Consider the following 22,829-nt stretch of genomic DNA (forward strand, 5'->3'; position numbering starts at 1 on the left):
ATCTTTAATGTCCAGAAGTGATTTTGCCAAATCAGAAAACTTGAAGGTATCCATTACTTCTTTAACTAAGACTAAACCCGAATCACTCGATAAACGACCACCTGTATGCGAAATGATGATGTTTGAATTGAATTTTACCTGGTTTTTGTGTAAGCTAATCATGAAGAGAACTCCTTTCTTATGGTTGGTTTAGACACCTTTACCATATCAGAATGGGGTTCTTTTTGCATCACTTAACAGGTGAAAATGAAAAAGTAAATGAAGACTGCCGTTAGGCAGTTTCAGACGGTTTGAAGTCAAAGTATGAATTATTCAGGGGTATGTAATGAATTTTTTGATGAAAGCGATGCGGTGGATGTCCGGCCGCTACGGAACCGATGACTTTTCGCGGTTCCTAATGATTGCCGGGTTGGCCGCCAGTGTATTGACAATGGTATTTCGAATCCCGCTGTTGTCTATTATGGGACTTTTTTTTGTGACTTATGCGGTGATGCGGGGATTGTCTAGAGATCACAGCCGGCGATTGAAAGAAAACCAATGGTTTCAAAAGAAAAAATACAAAGTCACCCAGACGTACTACCGTTGGAAAAACAAACTCCAGCAGCGGAAGGTTTACCGCTATTACAAATGCCCGTCTTGTAAACAAAAACTGCGGGTGCCGAAAGGAAAGAAGAAAATCAAAATTACCTGTCCGAATTGTTCCGCGCAGTTTGTCAAACAAACATAAGGAGTCTCCCCTCTGTCCTGTTTTAGGACAGAGGTTTTTTGTTTCTACTGGAGGTCAGTCCGTTTTACTGGAAATAAGTGGGGAGGTTCCCTTTAAAGTAAGGAATAATGGTATATAACAAAAAATAATTAAACAATTTTAGAATGGAGACAAGAAAATTGAGTAAGAAAAAACCAAATGTCATTACGGTTTTTGTAGATGACTTAGGCATCGGGGACGTATCCGCTTTTAACCCTGATTCAAAAATCAAAACAGAGAATATTGACCGGTTGGCCAGAAGAGGGATGCGGTTTTATGACTCGCATGCAACGTCGTCAATCTGCTCCCCTTCGCGTTACGGGTTGCTCACAGGCCGGTACAACTGGCGCTCGAATCTGAAAAGTTATGTGCTGCCGGGAGACTCGAAATCTTTGATTCCGGAAGGTCGCCGCACCATCGCACACATGTTGAAAGACCAAGGATACCGGACGGATGCAGTCGGGAAATGGCACCTGGGGTTGAAATGGCAGCGTAAAGAATTCAACGATTACGAAGCATACGGATTGGACCCGGAGGATTTTGAAGAACGCGACTACATCGTGGGCCGGGACGGAGCTTTTGACTGGAGCGCGAAAAAAGAAACCGAGCTGGGAACGGCTCCGTTTGAGGGCTTAGATATTGATTTCTCTGAGCCAATCACATTCGGGCCAAACCAGTCTTGCGCGGTTTTATGCATGGGGTCGGAGTCTTGTTGATATTGGGTCAGTTTTCCGGTCTCGTCGGCTATACACCCGAATCGTCAAACGCTATTGCAGTGTTCGTTGAAGCGTTCGCAAATGTTGGAAACTGGAACTGGTGGGCGGTTTTGACGTCTGTCATCACCTTTGCCACAATGTTCCTGCTGCGGCGGACGCCGTTGAAGTTGTTCGCTTCCGCGTTGGCACTCGTGGCAGGGACAGTGGTGGTGTTTTTTGGAGGGTTGGATTCTGTTCAAATAGTAAACGACATCAGTGAAATCCCTCGAGGCTTACCGCAGTTCACATTGCCCAACCTTCAAATCCTTTCTCCGCAACTGATTTTTTCCGCCCTCGGTTTGGCGGTTGTGACGGCTGTCCAAGGGATCGGAGTCAGCCAGATGGCAGAGAACCCGGACGGCAGCCCGGTGGATCCTTCCCGGGATATGGTCGCACAAGGCGCAGCCAACGTAGGCGCCGGGCTGTTTCCGGGATTCCGGTGGGAGGATCCATCGGTTCCACTGCATTGAACATGACACTGGGAGCGCAGTCCCGTTGGTCCGGAATCTTGGCCGGTGTTTGGATGCTGGCGACCAAATGGTGGTTATTTCGATTGAAGGCAGCTTGTTTTTCGCAGGCTCCCAGACGCTCAAGGAAAAACTGCCAAAAGTAGGCGATGCAAAAAATCCCGTGGTGGTGCTCCGGATGCGTAACCAGTCGCAAATGGGGGCCACGTTGATTGATATTTTGGATGATTATGCCGATGAGCTGAAAGAAGCTGGCGGAAAATTGTCCCTGACAGGATTGGATGACGACCAGATCAAATACCTGCGCGGAAGCGGGAAACTGGTGGAAAAAGAAGATGTGGAACTGTTCCGCGAAATGCCTATCCTTGGGGAATCCACCCGTGCCGCAGTGGCTCACGCCAACGAGTGGGTCATCGACCGCAAAGAACCGCGGATGCGACAATGACGAAAAAAAGAAGGAAGAAGCTCACTGATTCAGCGGGCTTCTTCCTTCTTTTTCTTTAGATTATCTGCCGTGGCAACGTTTGTACTTCTTGCCGCTGCCGCAAGGGCATGGCTCGTTGCGTCCGATCTTGTTGACGCGGACGGGCATCTGTTTCTGCGCAGGACGGCCGTTCGGACGTTGACGACGCAGCATGTTTTGTTTCATTTCAGAAATTTCGTTTGGTGTGTGGCCTTTCAAACTCCATTTGCGTGTGTCGTTCGACAAGGCGGAGTAAAGTTTGGTGAACTCTTGGAACTCCTCTGTCGATTCGAAGGTGAAGTTCATTGTTTCATCCAAGTATTGGACTAACTCCTGGATGCGGTGATCCAATACTGCATTCATGCCGATTTCGTGCAACAAGTGGTTGACGGCTTCTTCTTTTTCAGGATATTTTTCCTGCAAGTAGACAGCCATTTTTTCATACCCGGCTGTACGGGAATCCACTTCGTTGATGGTGTAGAAGAGAACATCGTCTTCTGAAGGAAGGAAGTACCCTTGAACGCTGCTGTTTTCTTCCAGTTTTGCCGCTTCTTCGCTGCTCAAATGCTGTGCTGAATAGTAAAGGTCGTTTTCTTTTTGGTATTTTTCCAACTTCCCTTGCATGCGGTCCGCAGTTTCAAAGAACGTTTCTTTGTCCACTTGTGGCATGCCGTAGCGTTTTTCCCATAAGCTCCACGCCACAGTCTCGTTGAAGACACCGTAAAGATTTGCCAGAGCGGTAAAGTGCTCGAAAATGGCTTGGTTTTTCGCTGCTTCTTCTGAAAGCTCTTTGTCGTCCAACAAAGGCGCTGCCCATTGGCTGACTTCTTCCGGAAGAACCAACGTGTACGTATCTTTTGATTTAAACAGGTACACCCACCCGCGGCGAATCAAATCCAAAGAAAATTTGTGCGGCAGGAAGACTTCGAGCGCACTTCCTTCAAGCGGCTGCTCCATCAACTGAGTCAGCATCGCTGTTTCTTCTTTTGTCAAATAAGGCAGTTCGTTGCGGAGGGACTGGTGAATTTGTTCTGTGATGTCTTCTGCAATCCGGCTTTTCGTGTGGCTCTTTTTCACGGAGTATCCGGCGAATTCTGCGATTTCCAACATCTTGTCTTTCGTATAAGCGGTCAAGCACTCCCCTAAGTTGGCGGCGGCTGATTTGGAGATCGCTGTTTCGTTCAGCGTATCAGCCATGAGTGTCAACTGTTCGTTTACTGTGTCTACTGGTATCATTTTACTACTCCTTCTAATATTGTTACTAGTATAAAATTCTTAACTATTGCGGATTGGCCTTTTCAATTGTATCAAAAAATCTCCGTTCTGCGAAATTTCTTTTTAAAAGCCCTTTATGGTATAATAACCTCACATTGACGGATACATACACTTCATTGGAAATACTGGGCGAATGAATCGCGCAGGTTTTTTGCGTGTTTGCACGCAGAAAAGAGGGAGTGTCCCTGCGTCCGGTCAAACAGCTAAATAAATTATAAAGCAGATACATGAAATGAAAAGCCCCTTATGCAAACTAAGGGGCAATTTCCGTTATAAAAATATCTACATTGAATCGAAATGGGAGAGTGGCACTGTGAAATTAATCGTTGGATTAGGCAATCCCGGAGCAAAATACCGGGAAACAAAACACAATATCGGATTCATCGTTATGGATGAAATGGCACACCGTCATGGGATGGCGTTCAACAAAAGCAAGTTTGAAGCCGTGTATGCGGAAGGATTCATCGGCACAGAAAAAGTTTTGTTAGTGAAGCCGCAGACGTTTATGAACGAATCCGGCCGGTCTGTCCGCCCGTTGATGGATTACTATGGCGTGGACAAAGAAGATTTGGTCGTCGTATACGATGACTTAGACTTGCCGGTTGGAAAAATTCGTCTCCGACAAAAAGGAAGCGCAGGCGGACACAACGGCATCAAGAGCATCATCCAGCATTTGGGCACAAAAGAATTTAACCGTATCCGCATCGGGGTCGGCCGTCCATATCCAAATCAAACCGTGGTCCAGCATGTGTTGAGTGGATTTCCGAAAGAAACGCATGAAGACATGCTGGCGGCGGTGAACGCCTCTGCAGATGCGCTGCAATATTGGATTGAAGGGCACACCTTTTTGGATACCATGACACATTACAATTAACCAGAATAATAGATAAGGAGTTCTTCGTGTGGGAATCATGACAAACTATTTAGCCGAAACGCCGGACATTCAAGAAATTATCCAGCGTATCGGCCATAAAGAAACACAATTGATCACTGGGATGGCAGGGTCGGCACGGACGCTTTTGTTGGCGGCGATGGTGGAAAAGACACCGCGTCCGATTGTGGTCGTCTCTCAAAACTTATTCCAGGCCAACCAACTGTTGGAAGATTTGACGGATTTGGTTCCAGATGACCAGCTGTACTTGTTTCCGGTGGATGAAGTCATCCACGCGGAGATGGCGGTCTCTTCTCCGGAAGCCCAAGCCGAACGAGTTGAAGCTCTGGGTTATCTGCTCTCTGGAAAACCGGGCATCATCATCACCCCATTGGCCGGGGTGAGAAGACTCCTGCCGCCAAAAGACGTGTTTGAACAGGCGTACCTCCACATCGAAATCGGTGGAGAGTTGGATTTGGACGCCCTCAGCCAGACATTGGTCGAGATGGGCTATGTGCGTGAGCAGCGGGTGGCTTCTCCTGGAGAATTCAGCATCCGCGGCGGCATTGTTGACATCTATCCGTTGACGGAAGAAAACCCGGTCCGGATTGAGTTGTTCGATGTGGAAGTGGACTCGCTCCGCTACTTCAATGCCGACACCCAGCGTTCCATCCACAACATTGAGCAGCTGGAGATTGTGCCGGCCACCGACCGCTTGTTTCCGGAAAGCTTGATGAACCAAGCATTCCCCTCCTTCCGTAAAGCGGTGGAACGGGCTGCGGCGGTCATGAAAGAAAAAGATGAAAAAGAACTGCTGCTGCAGAACATGGCTCCCATCCAAGATGCCTTGGAAAAAGGAGAACCGGCGGACAATTTGAATTGGTTCGCGGACATGGTCTACTCCAAACCGGCGACGCTGTTCGATTACTTGGGAGAAGACGCAGTGGTGGTCATGGATGAGTACCCGCGTATTCTCGAAAACGAACGGCGCTTGCAGGAAGAAGAGGCCGAATGGGCGACGGAACAGCTTGCGAAACGACGGATTCTGCCGAATCAGACGTTCTCGGTCGATTTGCGCGAAAGCATGAAGAAAGTAAATCACGATGTGCTGTACTTTGCTCTTTTCCAAAAGGGGATGGGGAACATCCGCTTCCACGCCATTCATCCGTTCCAATACCGGAACATGCAGCAGTTTTTCGGTCAGATGCACTTATTGAAAACGGAACTGGATCGCTGGATCAAACAACAGTACACCGTCGTGGTGGCTGCCGCCGATCAGGAACGGGCAGACAAGGTGCACCAGACGTTTTTGGACTTTGGCATCGAAAGCATCATGTCGGGTGAAACGGAACTTCAAAAAGGACGGGTCCACATTTTGCAAGGGACCGTCCGGAACGGTTTCGAGCTGCCAAAAGAAAAACTGGCCTTGTTGACGGAGAAAGAATTGTTCAACCGGGTGGCGCGTAAAAAAGCCCGCCGGACCAATCTGTCAAACGCGGAACGGCTGAAAAGTTACACCGAACTGAATGTCGGCGACTATGTGGTGCATGTAAACCACGGTATCGGACGCTTTGTCGGGATGGAAACGATGGAAATCGGCGGTGTGCACCAGGACTACATGTCCATCGTCTACCAGGACGAAGCCAAACTATTCATCCCGGTCACACAGGTCAACCTTCTTCAAAAGTATGTGTCTTCCGAAGGCAAAATCCCGCGGATCAACAAACTGGGCGGCACAGAATGGTCGAAGACGAAGCGGAAGGTCGAAAGTAAAATTGAAGACATCGCGGATGAATTGATCGAACTGTATGCCGAGCGGGAAGCGGAAAAAGGCTACGGCTTCTCTCCGGATACCGAATACCAAAAAGAATTTGAAGACGCGTTCCCGTATACGGAAACAGAAGACCAGCTGCGAAGCATTGAAGAAATCAAGCACGATATGGAAAAAGAAAAGCCGATGGACCGATTGTTGGTCGGAGACGTCGGCTATGGGAAGACGGAAGTCGCCATGCGCGCCATCTTCAAAGCGGTGCAGGATGGGAAACAAGCGGCCTTTTTGGTTCCAACAACCGTTTTGGCCCAGCAGCACTACGACACGATGCTGGAACGCTTCGAAGACTTCCCGGTGGAAATCGGACTGATGAGCCGGTTCCGCACCCGTAAGCAGCAAAAAGAAACCATCGACGGCTTGCGGAAAGGGCAGATCGATGTGGTCGTCGGCACCCACCGCCTGTTGTCGAAAGATGTGGAATTTCAAGATTTGGGCCTCTTGATTGTGGACGAAGAACAGCGCTTCGGCGTCAAACACAAAGAGCGGCTGAAGAACTTGAAGAAACAGGTGGATGTGTTGACGCTGACAGCCACTCCGATTCCGCGTACCCTGCATATGTCGATGCTAGGTGTCCGAGATCTGTCCGTCATCGAAACACCGCCGGCCAACCGGTACCCGGTCCAGACGTATGTCATGGAATTGAACGCCGGAGCTGTCCGGGAAGCCGTGGAACGCGAAATGGCTCGCGGCGGACAGGCGTTTTATCTGTACAACCGGGTGGAAACCATTGAAAAACGGGTGGACGAATTGCAGCAATTGATTCCCGATGCCCGTATCACATATGCGCACGGCCAAATGAGTGAAACGCAGCTGGAAAATGTGCTGCTCCAATTTGTCCAAGGCGAATACGATTTGCTGGTGACCACGACCATCATCGAAACAGGCGTCGACATGCCGAACGTCAATACGTTGTTTATTGAAGACGCCGATCGGATGGGCTTGTCCCAGCTCTATCAACTGCGGGGACGCGTAGGACGCAGCAGCCGGGTGGCGTATGCGTACTTGATGTACCAACCCAACAAAGTCTTGAACGAAATCAGTGAAAAACGTCTGCAGGCCGTGAAAGAATTTACCGAACTGGGTTCCGGATTCAAAATCGCGATGCGCGACTTGTCCATCCGCGGCGCCGGAAACCTCTTGGGTCAGCAGCAGCACGGGTTCATCGATTCTGTCGGGTTTGACCTGTACTCCCAAATGCTCTCCGAAGCGGTGGCCAGAAAACGTGGGGACAAAGTGGAAGAACGCACGCAGGTGGAAATTGACTTGGCCGTAGATGCGTATATTCCTTCTACCTACATCGGGGACGGGCGACAAAAAATCGAAATTTACAAACGTGTCCGTCAGTTGCGGGATGAAGACCAATACGTGGAATTGCAAGACGACCTGTTTGATCGTTTCGGAGATTATCCGCAAGAAGTGGCGGATTTATTGGCAATCGGATTATTGAAGATGCACAGCGAGCGGGCGTTGGTGGAAACCATCAAACGCGACGGTCAAGCAATCACCGTGACATTCTCTGCTTCCGGCACCAACAGCCTGCCGCTTCCGGAAGTGTTCAAAGCGATGAAAGATATCCCGTTGAAAACCGATATGAATCCAGACGGCGATCAATTGACCGTTTCCTTTAAACTCAATAAAGGGATGGAATCCTACCAGTGGCTGGAATGGGTGACGCAATTCGTCAAAAACGTCGCAGAATACCGCCAAGCACAGCAAGAAGAACAGGCTGTCAAAGCTGACGCAGAGGAATGACGGTATGCAAAATGAACGGATGAAAAAAATGGTGAACGGCGCCATCGTGCTGTCGGCCGCGTCTTTTGTGACGAAGCTGTTGAGTGCGTTGTATAAAGTTCCGTTTCAGAATTTGACCGGAGACGAAGGCTTTTACGTCTACCAACAGGTGTACCCCCTATATGGAATCGCCGCTGCCTTGGCGTTGAACGGATTGCCGGTCTTCGTCTCGAAGCTGACGGCAGAACTGCCTTCTTATGAAGAACAGAAAGCCGCTTTGAAAACGGTGCTGCAGTTACTCTCGGTGGTTGCTGTAGGCGCATGGGCTGCGTGCTGGTTTGGGGCGCCGGCTATTGCAGGCTGGATGGGAGACAACGCCTTGGCTCCTTTGATCCGCAGCGTGTCTTTCACATTTCTCGTTGTCCCGTTTTTGGCCGTGATGAGAGGCTATTTTCAAGGGCGGCTGGATATGATGCCGACTGGAATCAGCCAAGTCGGCGAACAAGTGGTGCGTGTGGGAATCATTCTGTTTGCGGCGTTTTGGTTTGCCCAAGGCGGGGCGTCTGTCTATCAGATGGGAACCCTGGCCATGAGCGCCTCCTGGATTGCGGGTGTGACCGGCGTATTGGTGCTGAGCGTGTATGCCCGCAAAGATGCTGCAGCAAAAAAGCAGCTTCTGCCTGCCGCCTCCATTGAGAAAGCATCTTACCGCACCTTGGCTTTTCGGCTGGTGACAGAAGGTTTGGCGATCAGCGCCTTCAGCAGCTTGTTGATCTTGCTGCAATTGATTGATTCCTTCACCGTGTACAATGGATTGCTGGACCGCGGATTGAGTGCTGCTTCAGCCATGGTGGAAAAAGGAGTTTACGACCGCGGCCAACCGCTTGTCCAGCTGGGGATGGTCATTGGAACAGGATTTGCCTCCAGTCTGCTTCCGCTGTTGAGTCAGCAGCGGACAGAGAAAAGGACGGTCGGGTTTCACCGAACAGCTTCGTCTGTTTTACGCATCACCACCGTATTTGCCTCTGCGGCTACCGTTGGATTGATTGTCTTGATGCCGCAGTTCAACCAGACGCTGTTCAGCGATGCAGCGGGGACAGCGGTTTTGCGGGTGTATGTGGCAGGGATTTTTGTCGCTTCCTTGATTGGGGCGTACAACGCCATCCTTCAGAGCGTCAACCGGCAGAAGACCGCTTTGGCGGGACTGGCAGCAGGACTGATTGTAAAAGTTGTGCTCAACCGCGCAGCCGTGGCGTACTTTGGAACCATCGGAGCAAGTTTGACGACTGTCGCGGCACTGCTGGTGGTCTTGGTGGTCTTGTGGGTGCGTGTTCCCGGTCGGTTGAAACAAGTTCTCTTCGATGGCCCGTTTGCCGTGAAACTTATGCTCTCTCTTTTAGGGATGGGTACCGCAGTGTCCACTGTTGTCTGGCTGGCCGGAAGAGTGTTTCCGTTTGAAGGAAGAGGAGCAGCCCTTTTGTTGGCACTGGCCGGGGTGGCAGTCGGAGCTTGTGTCTTCCTGTTTCTCTTGTTAGGGACCCGCGTACTGACCATCCGCGAATGGCTGTCGCTGCCGTTTGGACGGAAAATAGTGAAAAGGAGTTTGAAGTAATGGGGAAAGTCACCGTAATTGGACTGGGGCCTGGACATATGGACCAGATACCCGTAGGAATATATCGAATGATCCTGGAGGCCGGGACTATCTACGTCCGTACAAGCCAGCATCCAGCGGTCAAAGAATTGGAGCAGGAAAACATCCGCTGCCTTTCTTATGATTCAGTGTACGAAAGGTTGGAAGAAGATTTTGAGCGGGTGTATCCCGCAATTGCCCAAGACTTGTTGCAGCGGGCGCAGACAGAAGAAGTGATTTATGCGGTGCCGGGTCATCCGATGGTTGCTGAGAAAAGTGTGCAGTTGCTGTTGGAGAACACAGAAGGCGTCGAGGTGGAAATTGCCGGTGGGAAAAGTTTCCTGGACGACTTGTTTGCCGCAGTGAAAGTGGACCCAGTGGACGGGTTTCAGCTGGTGGATGCCCTTGATGTTCACCCGGATGCCCTCAATTTGGGGCAACACGTGATTGTCATGCAGGTTTTCAACTCCTTTGTGGCAGGAGAGGTCAAATTGTCCTTGATGGAAAAGTATCCGGATGAACACCAAGTGGCGCTCGTCGATGCCGCGGGAACCCGCGAACAGCACGTGACCTGGTGCCCGCTTTATGAAATTGACCGCTTCGACGGAGTACACAACTTGTTGTCTTTGTATGTGCCGCCGTTGGAACGGGATGCGCAGACACGATCGTTTGAAACGCTGCAGTATTACATCGATGCCATCACCGGAGAAGAAGGCGATGTGTGGATCCGCGAGCAAACCCATGAAAGTCTGCTGCCGTATTTAAGGGAAGAAACCGAAGAAGTGGTGGAAGCCTTCATGGAAGATGACATCGACCATGCCGTCGAAGAGTTGGGCGATGTCTTGATGCAGATTTTGTATCATACCAATTTGGGGGAAAAAGAAGGTTGGTTCAGTTTGGAAGATGTGCTTGAGGCCATCAACAAGAAACTGCGCCGCCGGCATCCGCATGTGTTTGACGGTGTGATTGCCCGTACTCCGGAAGAAGTTGATGCGTTGTGGCAGAAAATAAAAGCAGAAGAAAAAAGACAGGAGAGAGAAGATGAGAATCGATAAGTTTTTAAAAGTATCCCGTATCATCAAGCGCCGCTCCGTTGCCAAAGAGATTGCGGACAAAGGCAGGGTCATGGTGAACGGGAAAGTCGCCAAATCCTCCACCTCTGTGCAGGAAGGTGATGAACTCGAAATCCAGTTTGGCAACAAAACACTGGCCATCCGGGTGGAAAAATTGTTGGATACAACGAAAAAAGATGAAGCGAAAGAGTTGTATACTGTCATCAGCGAAACATACACAGAAGAAAACCGAAAATAACCATTATTTTCGGTTCTTTTCTTCGGGTTTCGATGGACATGCGCCCCTTGTTGTTGGTATAATTAACCGCAACAACAAAAAAGAGGATGAGCAGCATGAAAAAACAAACACTCGCTACCATCACACGGCTCAACAATGCATACACACAGGAAAAAACACTGCAGGCCCACCGCGAAAGAAAAAGAAAACGCGTGATTCGAAAAAGAACAACATTGATCACCGCAGTTGGGGTATTTCTTTTAGGTGTATCCGGAGTGAAGATGGCAGGGAGCCAACACAAATTAACAGAATTGGAAGCGCAAACGGAAGCAGCGCAACAAGAATTGGAATCGGTGCAGACGTACCAAGACGATTTGAACTATTACATAGGCATGCTTGAAGACGAAGACTATGTAGCAAAATTGGCGCGAGGTCAATACTTCTTGACGAAAGAAGACGAAATTGTTTTTAATTTACCCGAAGATGCCAAATCCGATGAAGCATCAATTTTGGAAGAGGAAAACGAAAGCAAACAAAATGCTTCTTCCAACAAGGAATAATTGGCGGGAATCAGTCCTTATCCAGCTGCAGAACTGGTATGTTGGATAAGGATTTTTTGGCCGCAATCTGCGAAAGGTCTTTGAACTGGCTGTCTGACGTGCTATAATGGTTTCAAATTTCTAAGGAGGAAACAAAGTAAACATGGCAATCGAAGTTGGGAGCAAAATCGAAGGAAAAGTAACAGGAATCACTAATTTTGGTGTATTCGTTGATTTAGGAGAAAACAAAACAGGATTGGTTCACATAAGCGAAGTCGCTGATCACTACGTCAAAGATATCCATGATGAATTGGAGATGGGACAAACCGTCACAGTAAAAGTCTTGACCGTTGGCGACGATGGAAAGATTGGACTTTCTATTCGCGAAGCACAAGACAAACCTGTTGAAGCTGCTCCCAAAGAAAGAACCACTGAAAGCCCTGCTCGCAGCAATTACCGTAGAGAAGAACGTGGAGGCTCACGTCCGGGCAACCGCAACAGATCTTCTAACAACAAACCTTCAAATGATTTCGACTCATTGATGAGTTCATTTTTGAAAGACAGTGAAGACCGTCTGTCATCATTGAGACGCAACACCGAAAGCAAACGCGGCGGACGCGGCGGACGCAGAGGATAATAAAAAAGTATAACAGCTGACAAAATTTTAGGTAAAAGGGTCTCGGGTCTCCTGGACCCTTTTTTCGTACGTTAAAAAACGCGGACTGCCGCATAAAACCGGGCAGCGGGAAAGGAGAAAAGCGGCATGGATTTGTTGAATCGATTTGCCAAAGAATGTACTGACCACATGTATTGGCAGCCATCTGAGCAGGTGGTGATTGCTGTTTCAGGAGGCGTGGATTCCATGGTCTTGTATGACTTGGTCACGCGGCTCCCGGAGGAACTTCGACCTGAAGTGGCTGTTGTGCACGTCAATCATCAGCTTCGGGAAGCGTCCCACATGGAAGAAGCGGCACTCCAGCAGAAAATGGCAGCGGAAGATACGCCTTTTTATTCTACCCAATGGCCGGAAGCTCACCATCCGCAAACTGGTGTGGAGGAAGCGGCGCGGGCGTTCAGGTACCAATTTTTCAAAGAGGTGATGCACAAAACAGGGGCGCAGCATCTTCTCACGGCCCATCACCGAGGGGATCAGCTTGAAACCCTGCTCATGCGGTTTGTCCGCGGCGGATACGTGGAGCGTATGACAGGGATTCGTCGAATCCGTCCCTTTGGTGAAGGCAACTTGATCCGCCCATTGCTGTCTTTCAGCAAAGAAGAACTATACGCCCATGCCCATAATCGAGAACTGCTTTATTTTGAAGATGCGACCAATCAAGAGTTGGACTTTACCCGCAACCGGTACCGGCACACCATCATCCCCTTGCTGAAACAAGAAAATCCCGCAGTAGAAGAACACGCCGAGCAGTTTTCCCAGGATATGGAAGACCTGCTCCAATTGGTCAACCCTGTGATTGCTGAAGCGATTCAAAAGATTCAAAAAGGACAAATGGATTCTTCCTTCTCAAGAACCAGTTTTCTTGAATTGGAGGCCTCGTTGCAGCGGCTGGTCTTGGCCCGACTGCTTCAAAAAGCATTTGACAAAACCGGTAAAACGGTTACATTTAAAAGAGGACACACAGCCCAAATCATTCGGTGGATAGAAGAAGGAAGTCCAAACAGCCGTTTGAATTTGCCGGCAGGTCGGGTGATGCAGCGTGTGTACGATACAATTCGGTTTATAAGCGAGGTGGAAGCACAAGAAAAAGAACCGCTTATGGCTCGATCATTGAATATGGGGGAATGGCAGGTCCTGCCCGACGGCTCACGGATAGGGCTGCAATCAACAGAAGATTTTCTGAATAAAAAACCATCCATACAAGGAAAGTGGATTTACTTGAATCCCGCAGATATTCGTCTGCCTCTGACGGTTCGAAACCGCCGTCCCGGCGACCGCATGACACCCAAAGGCATGCGTGGAACGAAAAAAGTGAAAGACATCTTCATTGATCAGAAAGTACCCGCCCGGGAAAGAGAGGAAGCGGTGGTCGTGACGGATGCGGACGGAGAGATTCTGTGGCTTGTAAATTTCAAGGAATCTTCGTTGTCTAAAAAACTTGAAACTGATACAATACAGTACATACTCATATTTGAGCCATGTATGAGCGAGTCTATAAAAGGGGAATGAACATACTATGACGATGCATGAAAACATCCAGGAAGTTTTGTTTACAGAAGAACAAATCCAACAAAAAGTAAAAGAATTGGGTGCAGTACTTACAGAAGAGTACAAAGACAAAAACCCCATTCTCGTCTGCATTTTAAAAGGCGGAATGCCGTTTATGGCTGACTTGATCAAGGAAATGGACATTTTTCTGGAGATTGATTTTATGGATGTATCCAGTTACGGCGATGCTATGGAATCATCCGGAGAAGTAAAAATCTTGAAAGACTTGGACACATCCATTGAAGGTCGTCACATCTTGTTCGTGGAAGATATCGTGGACAGCGGACGCACATTGGCATACTTGAAAGAAATGTTCGAATACCGTAAAGCTGCTTCCGTGAAGATTGTGACTCTTCTTGACAAACCGGAAGGCCGGAAAGTAGAAGTGGACGTCGACTGGACTGGATTTGAGATTCCAGATGCATTCGTTCTCGGTTACGGATTGGACTACAAAGAAAACTACCGAAACTTGCCTTATATCGGCGTGTTGAAGCCGGAAGTATACGAGTAAAAATAAATAGTCAAGTTTGGTCAAATGTGGTATCATGAATAATAACCTTTTCATAAGGTGAAGTGCTTTGTTGAATTGAGTCAATTGAACCATACTTTGATAAATCAGGAGGACAAAGATGAAGAAAGGATTTTTTCGAAATGGCCTCTTCTACGTGATTGTCTTCATTGCCATTATCGGAATAGCCAGCTGGGCGACGAGTGACAATACGCCTCAGCAATCTACTGGGCTTTCCTCGACTGAATTTGTACAACATTTGGAAGATAATGACATTGAATCTTTTACCATCCAACCGTCAGCAGGCGTGTATGAGGTAAGAGGACAGTTTCGTGAAGGTCAAGAAGTAGAAACAGATACAGAACAAGAAGTGAGCATTTTCGGGAATGTCGAGCAAGACAGCCGGGCATTCACTGCAACAATTCTCCAAAATGATCCAATTGTAGGAGAAGTCAACCAATTGGCTCAAACGAATAACATCGACATGGTGCCGGTGGCGGAAGAGTCGTCAGGCATCTGGGTCAGTCTATTGGTGTCTTTCCTGCCGTTATTGATCTTCATCGGCTTCATTTACATGATGATGGGACAATCCGGTCAAAGCGGAGGCGGTGGCGGCCGCGGCGTGATGAACTTTGGAAAATCACGTGCTAAAGAATCGGATGCCAAAACAAGTAAAGTGCGTTTCTCTGACGTCGCTGGTGCGGATGAAGAGAAAGAAGAATTGGTTGAGATTGTTGAGTTCTTGAAAGATCCAAGACGTTTTGCCAATTTGGGTGCACGTATTCCAGCTGGGGTGCTGTTGGAAGGACCTCCTGGAACAGGGAAAACTTTGCTTGCGAAAGCTGTTGCAGGGGAAGCCGGCGTACCGTTCTTCTCCATCTCCGGTTCAGAATTTGTGGAGATGTTTGTCGGTGTCGGTGCCAGCCGTGTACGCGACTTGTTTGAAAATGCGAAGAAAAATGCGCCGTCCATCATCTTTATTGATGAGATCGATGCAGTTGGGCGTCAACGTGGAGCCGGCATGGGCGGCGGACACGACGAACGCGAACAAACATTGAACCAATTGTTGGTTGAAATGGATGGATTTACCGGAAACGAAGGCGTCATTGTCATTGCCGCAACAAACCGTTCCGACGTATTGGACCCGGCATTGCTGCGTCCAGGCCGTTTCGACCGTCGTATTTTGGTCGGTCAGCCAGACGTCAAAGGCCGTGAAGCCATTTTGCGGGTACACGCCAAGAACAAGCCGCTTTCACCTGAAGTGGACTTGAAAATCATCGCAAGACAAACACCTGGATTCTCGGGTGCGGATTTGGAAAACTTGCTGAACGAAGCGGCACTTGTTGCTGCACGCCGTAACAGCAAATTGATTGAACCGTTGGATATCGATGAAGCGCATGACCGCGTCATTGCCGGACCGGCGAAGAAAGACCGTGTCATCAGCGAAACCGAACGTGCCATGGTCGCGTACCACGAAGCAGGACACACCATTTGTGGACTCGTGTTGAGTGATGCGCGGGTCGTCCACAAAGTAACGATTGTTCCACGTGGACGTGCCGGAGGATATGCCATCATGCTACCGAAAGAAGACCGTTACTTGATGACGAAGAAAGAAATCTTCGAACAAATCGTCGGACTTCTCGGTGGACGTGTGGCAGAGGAATTGGTATTCAATTCTCAATCCAGCGGAGCCAGCAATGACTTCCAACAGGCTACACAGTTAGCCCGTGCCATGGTCACTGAATATGGAATGAGTGAAAAACTTGGACCGGTTCAGTACGAAGGCGGCGGACAAGTCTTCTTGGGCCGCGACTACTCTCAGACGAGAGCCTACTCTGATCAGATCGCTTATCAAATCGACCAAGAAGTTCGTCGCATCTTGAATGAAGCGCACGAAAAAGCGCGCGAAATCATTGAAGAACACAAAGAACAGCACAAATTGATTGCAGAGAAATTGCTTGAAGTGGAAACGTTGGACGAAATCGCCATCAAGACATTGTTCGAAGAAGGGCGTATGCCAAACGGGTCTGACCTTAAAAAAGCAGAGTATCCTCGTGAAAACGAAGAAGAAAAAGAAGAAGATGCACCTGCGGGTTCTTCTTTTGAAGAAATCAAACGTGCGCGTGAGCAAAAAGAAAAAGAACGCGAACAACAGATGGAAGCTCTTCGTGAAGGAAACGATGCAGAAGAAGCAGTCAAAGAAACCAAAAAAGAACTGAGAATTGAAGGCGGAGATGAATTCTATGAGGAACATTCCGATAAAACGGAAAACTCAGATGAAGGCAACGGCGACTCCGACAAGAAAGACTAACATCGGACAATGAAAGTTCACCATAGAAAAGAGGGGGAGCGGCCTTCCGCACCTCCTCTTTTCTTGTGGCCAAAGCAAAATGTTGTTGCAAGTCTCAAAAAACAAGCTACAATAGAGAAAATTGAAACCCAGATGAAGTATACTAAATTTATTATCGTTACAAAGGAGCAAAATTATGTCAGATTATCTACTGAAAAGCATTGCATTTGACGGACAAATCCGTGTCTATACGTTGGATGCCACAGAAGCGGTGGCAGAAGCTCAACGGAGACATGAAACATGGAGTGCAGCCACTGCAGCGTTGGGCCGCACCATGCTGGGGAGCATCATGCTCGGCGCAATGTTGAAAGGCAACGAAAAATTGACAGTTCGCGTTCACGGAGGAGGCCCCGCCGGTCACATTGTCGTGGACAGCAACGGCAAAGGAGAGGTGAAGGGATATATTTCCAACCCGAAAGTCAGCCTGCCGTTGAATGAAAAAGGGAAATTGGACGTCCGCGGCGCAGTAGGGACGGACGGCACGTTGACAGTCATCAAAGACTTGGGCATGAAAGAACCGTTCCACGGCCAAGTACCGTTGGTCAGCGGAGAAATCGGCGAAGACTTCACCTATTACATGGCCAACTCCGAACAAACCCCTTCGGCAATCGGCGTCAGCGTCCTGGTGAATCCGGATGAAACGGTCCGGACGGCAGGTGGCTTCATGATTCAAGTGATGCCGGGGGCGGAAGAACAGACCATTGTGAAACTCGAACAAGCTCTTCAAGAGATGCCGATGATTTCGAAATTGATGGATGAAGGCGCAACTCCTGAAGATATCCTCGATCAACTGTGCGGAACAGGTTCGCCAAAAATATTGGAAAAAATGCCGGTGGAATTCAAATGTGACTGTTCCAAAGAACGGTTCTCCGATGCGATTGTAGCGTTGGGAATGCAAGAAATTGACGAAATGATTGAAGAAGACCATGGAGCAGAAGCGGTTTGTCATTTCTGCGGCATGAAATACCAATTCTCTGAAGAAGATTTGGTGAAGTTGAAAGAAGAAGCAAAACAATAAGTACGATATTGAGTGAAAAAGACGGGCTTACTACCCGTCTTTTTTGTTTTTTCGTTCATAAAAGAGGTATTTCTTGCATAAAATACAGAGGAAATCTAAACTTAAAGAATACAGGAATACGAAAGGGGACAGAGAGTGTGAAAGTTGTAGATTCAGTGACAAAACTTATTGGAGAAACACCGCTTCTGCGTTTGAGAAAAGTTGTTCCGGCGAATGCGGCCGAACTGTACGTCAAGTTGGAGTCGTTTAATGCAGGAGGCAGTGTAAAGGACCGAATCGCCTTGAACATGATTGAAGTCGCCGAAAAAGAAGGGAAATTGAAGCCGGGTGACACAATCGTGGAAGCCACCAGCGGAAACACTGGAGTCGGATTGGCAATGGTGGCGGCTGCAAAAGGATACAACGCCCTGTTCATCATGCCGGACACCATGAGCGAAGAACGGCGTACATTGATGAAAGCTTACGGAGCCGAGTTGGAATTGACTCCTGGAGCAGACGGCATGCCGGCAGCTATGGCTCGTGCCGAGGAATTGACACAGCGCCCGGGATACTTCAAACCTTCCCAATTCGAAAACTTAGCCAACCCAGCTGTCCATGCGGCCACCACCGGTCCGGAAATTTTGGATGCGTTGGACGGACAGTCTCCAAGTGCATTCGTGGTAGGTGTAGGAACCGGCGGAACGTTGACGGGGGCCGGGAAAGTGTTGAAACACAACAACCCGGATACCAAAATTGTGGCGGTGGAACCAGAAGAATCCGCTGTGTTGAGTGGGAAAGAAAAAGGTTCCCACAAAATCCAAGGACTCGGGGCTGGATTTGTTCCGGAAGTGTTGGATACTGTCTTGTATGATGAAGTGATCACTGTATCCAGTGACGAGGCCATCAACATGACACGCCGCTTGGCGAGAGAAGAAGGTTTGTTGGTGGGGATTTCTGCAGGAGCCAACGTAGTGGCGGCGATCAAAGTGGCTGAACACTTAGGCAAAGGCAACAAAGTCGTCACCGTAGCACCGGACACCGGAGAACGTTACTTGACCACACCGGCGTTTGCTGACCCGGTCATTTAATCCGATAAATGAAAACAAAAACCGTCTCTAACTTGGTCGCTTGTATAGAGACGGTTTTTTGATGTGCGCGAATCCGGTTCAAAATGCGTCGGAAAGCGTTTTAAAGTGATTGGAGCCCCTTTTCGTAAAGTTGGAGTTGTGATAGAATAAATGTTGCGAGTCTGGTTTTATAAGAATCTGGACAAAAAATAGATAGACATTCAAGAGCCTGACGGATGTGGGAAATCGCAACGATTGAACCACTGAAGCAATGTGTTTGATAGATGAAATGGATAAAAAACATAAGATGTGAAATAGCTCAAACATGGTTTCGCTGGTTCACAAACTTGATAAATATCATAGAAAGAACGGAGAGAGACGCATGACTCAAGAATCATCCAATCATGAAACGCTGAATGATCAATTAATTGTTCGTCGCGAGAAAATGACCCGTCTGCAAGAAAAAGGCATTGAGCCTTTCGGAGACCGTTTCGAACGGACCGACATGGCTGCTGATTTGCATGAACGCTTTGAAGAACTGACAAAAGAAGAAATCGCTGAACAGGATGTGCGCGTTGTCGCTGCTGGACGCATCATGACGAAACGCGGAAAAGGGAAAGCAGGATTCGCCCACATCAAGGACCGCACCGGCCAAATCCAACTGTACGTACGTAAAGACACCGTTGGAGAAGAAGCATACGAAGTCTTCCAAACGGCGGACTTAGGTGACTTTGTCGGAGCAGAAGGACCTGTCATGAAAACAAACACAGGTGAAGTATCCATTAAAGTGGAAAAACTCACTTTCTTGACAAAAGCGCTGCGCCCGTTGCCGGACAAGTACCACGGCTTGACAAACGTCGAACAGCGTTACCGTCAACGTTACCTGGATTTGATCAGTAACGAAGAAAGTTTCGACCGCTTCGTGAAACGCAGTCAAGTGATCTCAGAAATCCGTCGTTACCTGGACAGCGAGGGATACTTGGAAGTGGAAACACCGATGTTGCATAACATTGCCGGTGGGGCGGCGGCTCGTCCGTTCATCACTCACCACAATGCGTTGGACATGGAGTTGTACTTGCGGATCGCGCTCGAACTTCACTTGAAACGGTTGATTGTAGGCGGAATGGAAAAAGTCTACGAAATCGGACGCGTATTCCGTAATGAAGGAATCGACACCACTCATAACCCGGAATTTACCATGCTTGAGTTGTATACGGCTTACCACGACATGGAAGACGTCATGAACTTGACCGAAAACTTGATCCGGACGGTTGCAGAGCGCGCATTGGGCACCACTGAAATCGAGTACGGGGACGATGTGATCAACCTCACTTCTCCATGGGCCCGCGTACACATGGTGGATGCGGTCAAAGAAGCGACCGGCATCGACTTCTGGCAAGAAATGACCGATGACGAAGCTCGCGAGTTGGCCCGCAAAGACGGCATTGAAGTCACGGAGTACACCACATTCGGCCACGTGTTGAATGAATTCTTTGAAAAATACGTGGAAGAAACATTGGTTCAACCGACATTTGTATACGGCCACCCGGTGGAAATTTCTCCGTTGGCGAAGAAAAATGCCGATGACCCACGCTTCACGGACCGCTTCGAGTTGTTTATCGCCCGCCACGAGTACGCAAATGCGTTTAGTGAGTTGAACGATCCGATTGACCAACGTCAGCGGTTCGAACAACAAATGGAAGAGCGTGCGCAAGGGAACGATGAAGCACACGAAATCGATGAAGACTTTATCGAATCATTGGAATACGGAATGCCGCCAACAGGGGGACTCGGAATTGGAATTGATCGGTTGATCATGTTGTTGACCAACTCTCAATCTATCCGTGACGTTTTGTTGTTCCCGACAATGAGAAACATCTCGACAAATGAATAAATTTCAAAAAGACCGGAAAAGCTTCCGGTCTTTTTTTCGTCCTCCGTGTATCACGCTCGCTAATTCAGTGGAAATTTGGTAAGATAAGGACATGTTTATCACAAAGTGAGATACATACAGGTTCAAAAATATAAAGGAGGTTCAGCATGAACAAAAAGTCGCGCTGGATAAATTTCTTAGGCGGCATTGATTTAATTTTCACATTGGTTGTATTGATATTGATAGGTGTTGCCTTGCTCATCTTCAATCAGTTGGACTTTGTCTTCCAACCCATCATTGTCATTATATCAAGCATATTGATGCCTTTTGTTATTGCATTATTGCTGTATTATTTATTTGTTCCGGTCATTGATTTTTTGGAAAAATACAAAGTGAAAAGAATATGGGGAGTCACGCTGCTCTTTTTGGCCTTGGCAGGGATTTTAGTCGGATTGGTTGTCATCGCAGTCCCGGCTCTTCAAGAACAAGTCATCAGTTTAATCAATTCGTTTCCATCTTTTGTAGAGTCCATTTCTGATATGGTCATGCGATTGGTCCAGAATATTCCGGCCAGTGATCAGTTGGATCAAATTATTCAGTCTATTGAAAACTGGGTGGGGCAGCTGCCGCAGAACATTGCGCGTTTCTTGCAGCAAGGATTTTCCGGATTGTCCTCCGTGTTGTCGGGGTTGACAAGTGTCGTTGTGACCGTCGTGACCGCACCGATTATCTTGTTCTTCTTATTGAAAGACGCCGATCGTTTTTTCAACGGTTTTTTGAGCATCATCCCTCCTACTTGGCGCACAGGACTGATTCGAGTGGCCAGCGAAATCAACACTCAAGTTGGATCGTATATTAAAGGACAATTGATTATCGCAACTTCCATCGGTGTCATGATGTATATAGGGTTTATGATCATCGGGTTGGAATACAGTGGCATTCTGGCTGTTGTAGCCGGATTTACCAGTATCATTCCATATATTGGTCCCACGCTTGCTTTTATTCCGGCACTGATTATTGCTCTTATCAGTTCATGGTTCATGGTGGTGAAACTGATTATTGTGTGGCTGGTCGTTCAATTTATTGATGGAAACTTGATTGAACCGAACGTCATGGGCCGTCAATTGAATGTTCACCCACTGACGATCATTATCGTATTGCTCGTGATGGGGGACTTATTGGGAATTTTCGGATTGATCTTCGGGGTGCCAATCTACGCCATACTGAAAGTAATCGTTGTGTATTGGTTCCAACGTTTCAAGGAACACTACAACAAATACTATGGCGATATCGATGGAGAATACCAAGTCCACTCCATTGAAGATGCGGTGCACAGCAAAGGGAAAGAAGAAGATTTGGAAGAGTACAAAGAACAAGCAGAAAAAGAAGAAGAAATGGAAAGCGTCAATGACGAAGAGGAGTAACGTGTCGTGCGCTAACGATAATTCCGCAAAGAACCGTGTGGCTGTAAAAGGCCGTGCGGTTCTTTCTATGATTTATTTACGACAAAAAATAAAAAAGTGAAAAATGTGTTGACGGAAGAAGAAGAAGGTGGTAAAGTAATTTTTGTCGTCAAAAAGACATCGAACAAAACAATTTAGACTGAAAAGTTTTTCTTGACAAAAATATGGAGCCGTGATAAACTCTATTGTGTTGCGAAAGGTAACGTTTACAGATAAACGGGTAACCGGTGCGACGAAAAAGAAAAATGAAAAAAGTCTTGACATTGAGTTTAAGATGATGATATTATATAAGAGTTGCTGCTGAAACAAAAGCGCAGCGACGAAGTGGACCTTTGAAAACTGAACAAAGCAAAACGACCAAATGTGCAGGGAGTCTTGACACAGTCAAGACAACACCCGCAGATGATAAATCTGCAACAAATGCAACAAAAATGAGCTACAAACTTTTACGAGAGTTTGATCCTGGCTCAGGACGAACGCTGGCGGCATGCCTAATACATGCAAGTCGTACGCTGAAGTGCTCTGCTTGCAGAGCGCGGATGAGTGGCGAACGGGTGAGTAACACGTGGGCAACCTGCCTGTAAGATCGGGATAACTCCGGGAAACCGGGGCTAATACCGGATAACCCCCGTCTCCTCCTGGAGACGGGTTGAAAGGCGGCTTCGGCTGTCGCTTACAGATGGGCCCGCGGCGTATTAGCTTGTTGGTGGGGTAACGGCCCACCAAGGCGATGATACGTAGCCGACCTGA

At 48.1% G+C, this 22,829-nt stretch carries 18 protein-coding genes, 1 rRNA gene and 2 pseudogenes; 19 read left to right on the top strand and 2 right to left on the bottom strand.

Annotation, left to right across the window (positions count from 1 at the left end):
- Positions 1–162 (bottom strand): annotated as a pseudogene (locus G470_RS14420) (IS1380 family transposase); the annotation flags it as partial.
- A gap of 163 nt (positions 163–325) precedes the next feature.
- Here G470_RS14420 and G470_RS0106450 point away from each other — a divergent pair.
- The 4 genes from G470_RS0106450 (at position 326) to G470_RS0106465 (ending at position 2,412) form a co-directional block, all read left to right on the top strand.
- Entirely contained in the window at positions 326–727 is a 402-nt protein-coding gene (locus tag G470_RS0106450; protein ID WP_028274117.1) for a hypothetical protein, read from the top strand.
- Positions 728–885: 158 nt separating this feature from the next.
- Positions 886–1,461, top strand: a complete 576-nt coding sequence (locus tag G470_RS0106455; RefSeq protein WP_028274118.1) for a sulfatase-like hydrolase/transferase — start codon at positions 886–888, stop codon at positions 1,459–1,461.
- Positions 1,455–1,970: a SulP family inorganic anion transporter gene (locus tag G470_RS0106460; RefSeq protein WP_028274119.1), complete on the top strand. Its 516-nt coding sequence runs from the start codon at positions 1,455–1,457 to the stop codon at positions 1,968–1,970. The genes G470_RS0106455 and G470_RS0106460 overlap by 7 nt, the downstream gene beginning before the upstream one ends.
- Before the next feature lie 25 nt (positions 1,971–1,995).
- Complete coding sequence (locus G470_RS0106465; protein ID WP_028274120.1) at positions 1,996–2,412, top strand: STAS domain-containing protein; 417 nt, start codon at positions 1,996–1,998, stop codon at positions 2,410–2,412.
- Between the two features lie 60 nt (positions 2,413–2,472).
- Here G470_RS0106465 and G470_RS14855 read toward each other — a convergent pair.
- Positions 2,473–2,556: pseudogene (locus tag G470_RS14855) on the bottom strand (SEC-C metal-binding domain-containing protein); the annotation flags it as partial.
- Positions 2,557–4,018: 1,462 nt separating this feature from the next.
- On the opposite strand from G470_RS14855, the gene pth reads away from it, so the two are divergent.
- The 15 genes from pth to G470_RS0106550 form a co-directional block, all read left to right on the top strand.
- A complete protein-coding gene (pth, locus tag G470_RS0106475) occupies positions 4,019–4,579 on the top strand; it encodes an aminoacyl-tRNA hydrolase (protein WP_028274122.1) in 561 nt (186 codons plus the stop codon).
- A 37-nt stretch (positions 4,580–4,616) separates the two neighbouring features.
- A complete protein-coding gene (mfd, locus tag G470_RS0106480) occupies positions 4,617–8,159 on the top strand; it encodes a transcription-repair coupling factor (RefSeq protein WP_028274123.1) in 3,543 nt (1,180 codons plus the stop codon).
- A gap of 4 nt (positions 8,160–8,163) precedes the next feature.
- On the top strand, positions 8,164–9,750 hold the full coding sequence (locus G470_RS0106485; protein WP_028274124.1) for a putative polysaccharide biosynthesis protein: 1,587 nt from the start codon (positions 8,164–8,166) through the stop codon (positions 9,748–9,750).
- Entirely contained in the window at positions 9,750–10,823 is a 1,074-nt protein-coding gene (locus G470_RS0106490; protein WP_028274125.1) for a MazG nucleotide pyrophosphohydrolase domain-containing protein, read from the top strand. Before G470_RS0106485 ends, G470_RS0106490 begins: the two co-directional genes overlap by 1 nt.
- Complete coding sequence (locus G470_RS0106495) at positions 10,810–11,079, top strand: RNA-binding S4 domain-containing protein (RefSeq protein WP_028274126.1); 270 nt, start codon at positions 10,810–10,812, stop codon at positions 11,077–11,079. Before G470_RS0106490 ends, G470_RS0106495 begins: the two co-directional genes overlap by 14 nt.
- Positions 11,080–11,174: 95 nt before the next feature.
- Entirely contained in the window at positions 11,175–11,618 is a 444-nt protein-coding gene (locus tag G470_RS12910; protein WP_051258469.1) for an FtsB family cell division protein, read from the top strand.
- Between the two features lie 142 nt (positions 11,619–11,760).
- On the top strand, positions 11,761–12,234 hold the full coding sequence (locus tag G470_RS0106505; protein WP_028274127.1) for a S1 domain-containing RNA-binding protein: 474 nt from the start codon (positions 11,761–11,763) through the stop codon (positions 12,232–12,234).
- Between the two features lie 126 nt (positions 12,235–12,360).
- Complete coding sequence (tilS, locus tag G470_RS0106510) at positions 12,361–13,782, top strand: tRNA lysidine(34) synthetase TilS (protein WP_028274128.1); 1,422 nt, start codon at positions 12,361–12,363, stop codon at positions 13,780–13,782.
- A gap of 13 nt (positions 13,783–13,795) precedes the next feature.
- The gene (gene hpt, locus G470_RS0106515; protein WP_028274129.1) at positions 13,796–14,332 is read left to right on the top strand and encodes a hypoxanthine phosphoribosyltransferase; all 537 of its coding nucleotides are present in this window, start codon (positions 13,796–13,798) and stop codon (positions 14,330–14,332) included.
- Positions 14,333–14,450: 118 nt separating this feature from the next.
- Positions 14,451–16,640: an ATP-dependent zinc metalloprotease FtsH gene (gene ftsH / locus G470_RS0106520; protein WP_028274130.1), complete on the top strand. Its 2,190-nt coding sequence runs from the start codon at positions 14,451–14,453 to the stop codon at positions 16,638–16,640.
- A gap of 175 nt (positions 16,641–16,815) precedes the next feature.
- A complete protein-coding gene (hslO, locus tag G470_RS0106525) occupies positions 16,816–17,697 on the top strand; it encodes an Hsp33 family molecular chaperone HslO (RefSeq protein ID WP_028274131.1) in 882 nt (293 codons plus the stop codon).
- Positions 17,698–17,834: 137 nt separating this feature from the next.
- Positions 17,835–18,764, top strand: a complete 930-nt coding sequence (gene cysK, locus G470_RS0106530) for a cysteine synthase A (RefSeq protein ID WP_035445220.1) — start codon at positions 17,835–17,837, stop codon at positions 18,762–18,764.
- 361 nt (positions 18,765–19,125) lie between these two features.
- Positions 19,126–20,637, top strand: coding sequence for a lysine--tRNA ligase (gene lysS, locus G470_RS0106535; RefSeq protein ID WP_028274133.1), 1,512 nt, complete (start codon positions 19,126–19,128; stop codon positions 20,635–20,637).
- 146 nt (positions 20,638–20,783) lie between these two features.
- Entirely contained in the window at positions 20,784–22,040 is a 1,257-nt protein-coding gene (locus G470_RS12915) for an AI-2E family transporter (RefSeq protein ID WP_035445221.1), read from the top strand.
- A 483-nt stretch (positions 22,041–22,523) separates the two neighbouring features.
- Positions 22,524–22,829 (top strand): 16S ribosomal RNA (locus tag G470_RS0106550); the annotation flags it as partial.

The organism is Atopococcus tabaci DSM 17538 (genome assembly GCF_000429585.1).
Taxonomy (GTDB): domain Bacteria; phylum Bacillota; class Bacilli; order Lactobacillales; family Carnobacteriaceae_A; genus Atopococcus; species Atopococcus tabaci.

Excerpts from the sequence above, each read along its gene's own strand:
- G470_RS0106495 (WP_028274126.1), top strand. The coding sequence starts at position 10,810 with ATGAGAATCGATAAGTTTTTAAAAGTATCCCGTATCATCAAGCGCCGC.
- hslO (WP_028274131.1), top strand. The coding sequence starts at position 16,816 with ATGTCAGATTATCTACTGAAAAGCATTGCATTTGACGGACAAATCCGT.
- G470_RS0106490 (WP_028274125.1), top strand. The coding sequence starts at position 9,750 with ATGGGGAAAGTCACCGTAATTGGACTGGGGCCTGGACATATGGACCAG.
- hpt (WP_028274129.1), top strand. The coding sequence starts at position 13,796 with ATGCATGAAAACATCCAGGAAGTTTTGTTTACAGAAGAACAAATCCAA.
- G470_RS12915 (WP_035445221.1), top strand. The coding sequence starts at position 20,784 with ATGAACAAAAAGTCGCGCTGGATAAATTTCTTAGGCGGCATTGATTTA.
- tilS (WP_028274128.1), top strand. The coding sequence starts at position 12,361 with ATGGATTTGTTGAATCGATTTGCCAAAGAATGTACTGACCACATGTAT.
- ftsH (WP_028274130.1), top strand. The coding sequence starts at position 14,451 with ATGAAGAAAGGATTTTTTCGAAATGGCCTCTTCTACGTGATTGTCTTC.
- lysS (WP_028274133.1), top strand. The coding sequence starts at position 19,126 with ATGACTCAAGAATCATCCAATCATGAAACGCTGAATGATCAATTAATT.
- G470_RS12910 (WP_051258469.1), top strand. The coding sequence starts at position 11,175 with ATGAAAAAACAAACACTCGCTACCATCACACGGCTCAACAATGCATAC.
- G470_RS0106450 (WP_028274117.1), top strand. The coding sequence starts at position 326 with ATGAATTTTTTGATGAAAGCGATGCGGTGGATGTCCGGCCGCTACGGA.
- mfd (WP_028274123.1), top strand. The coding sequence starts at position 4,617 with ATGACAAACTATTTAGCCGAAACGCCGGACATTCAAGAAATTATCCAG.
- G470_RS0106485 (WP_028274124.1), top strand. The coding sequence starts at position 8,164 with ATGCAAAATGAACGGATGAAAAAAATGGTGAACGGCGCCATCGTGCTG.
- G470_RS0106505 (WP_028274127.1), top strand. The coding sequence starts at position 11,761 with ATGGCAATCGAAGTTGGGAGCAAAATCGAAGGAAAAGTAACAGGAATC.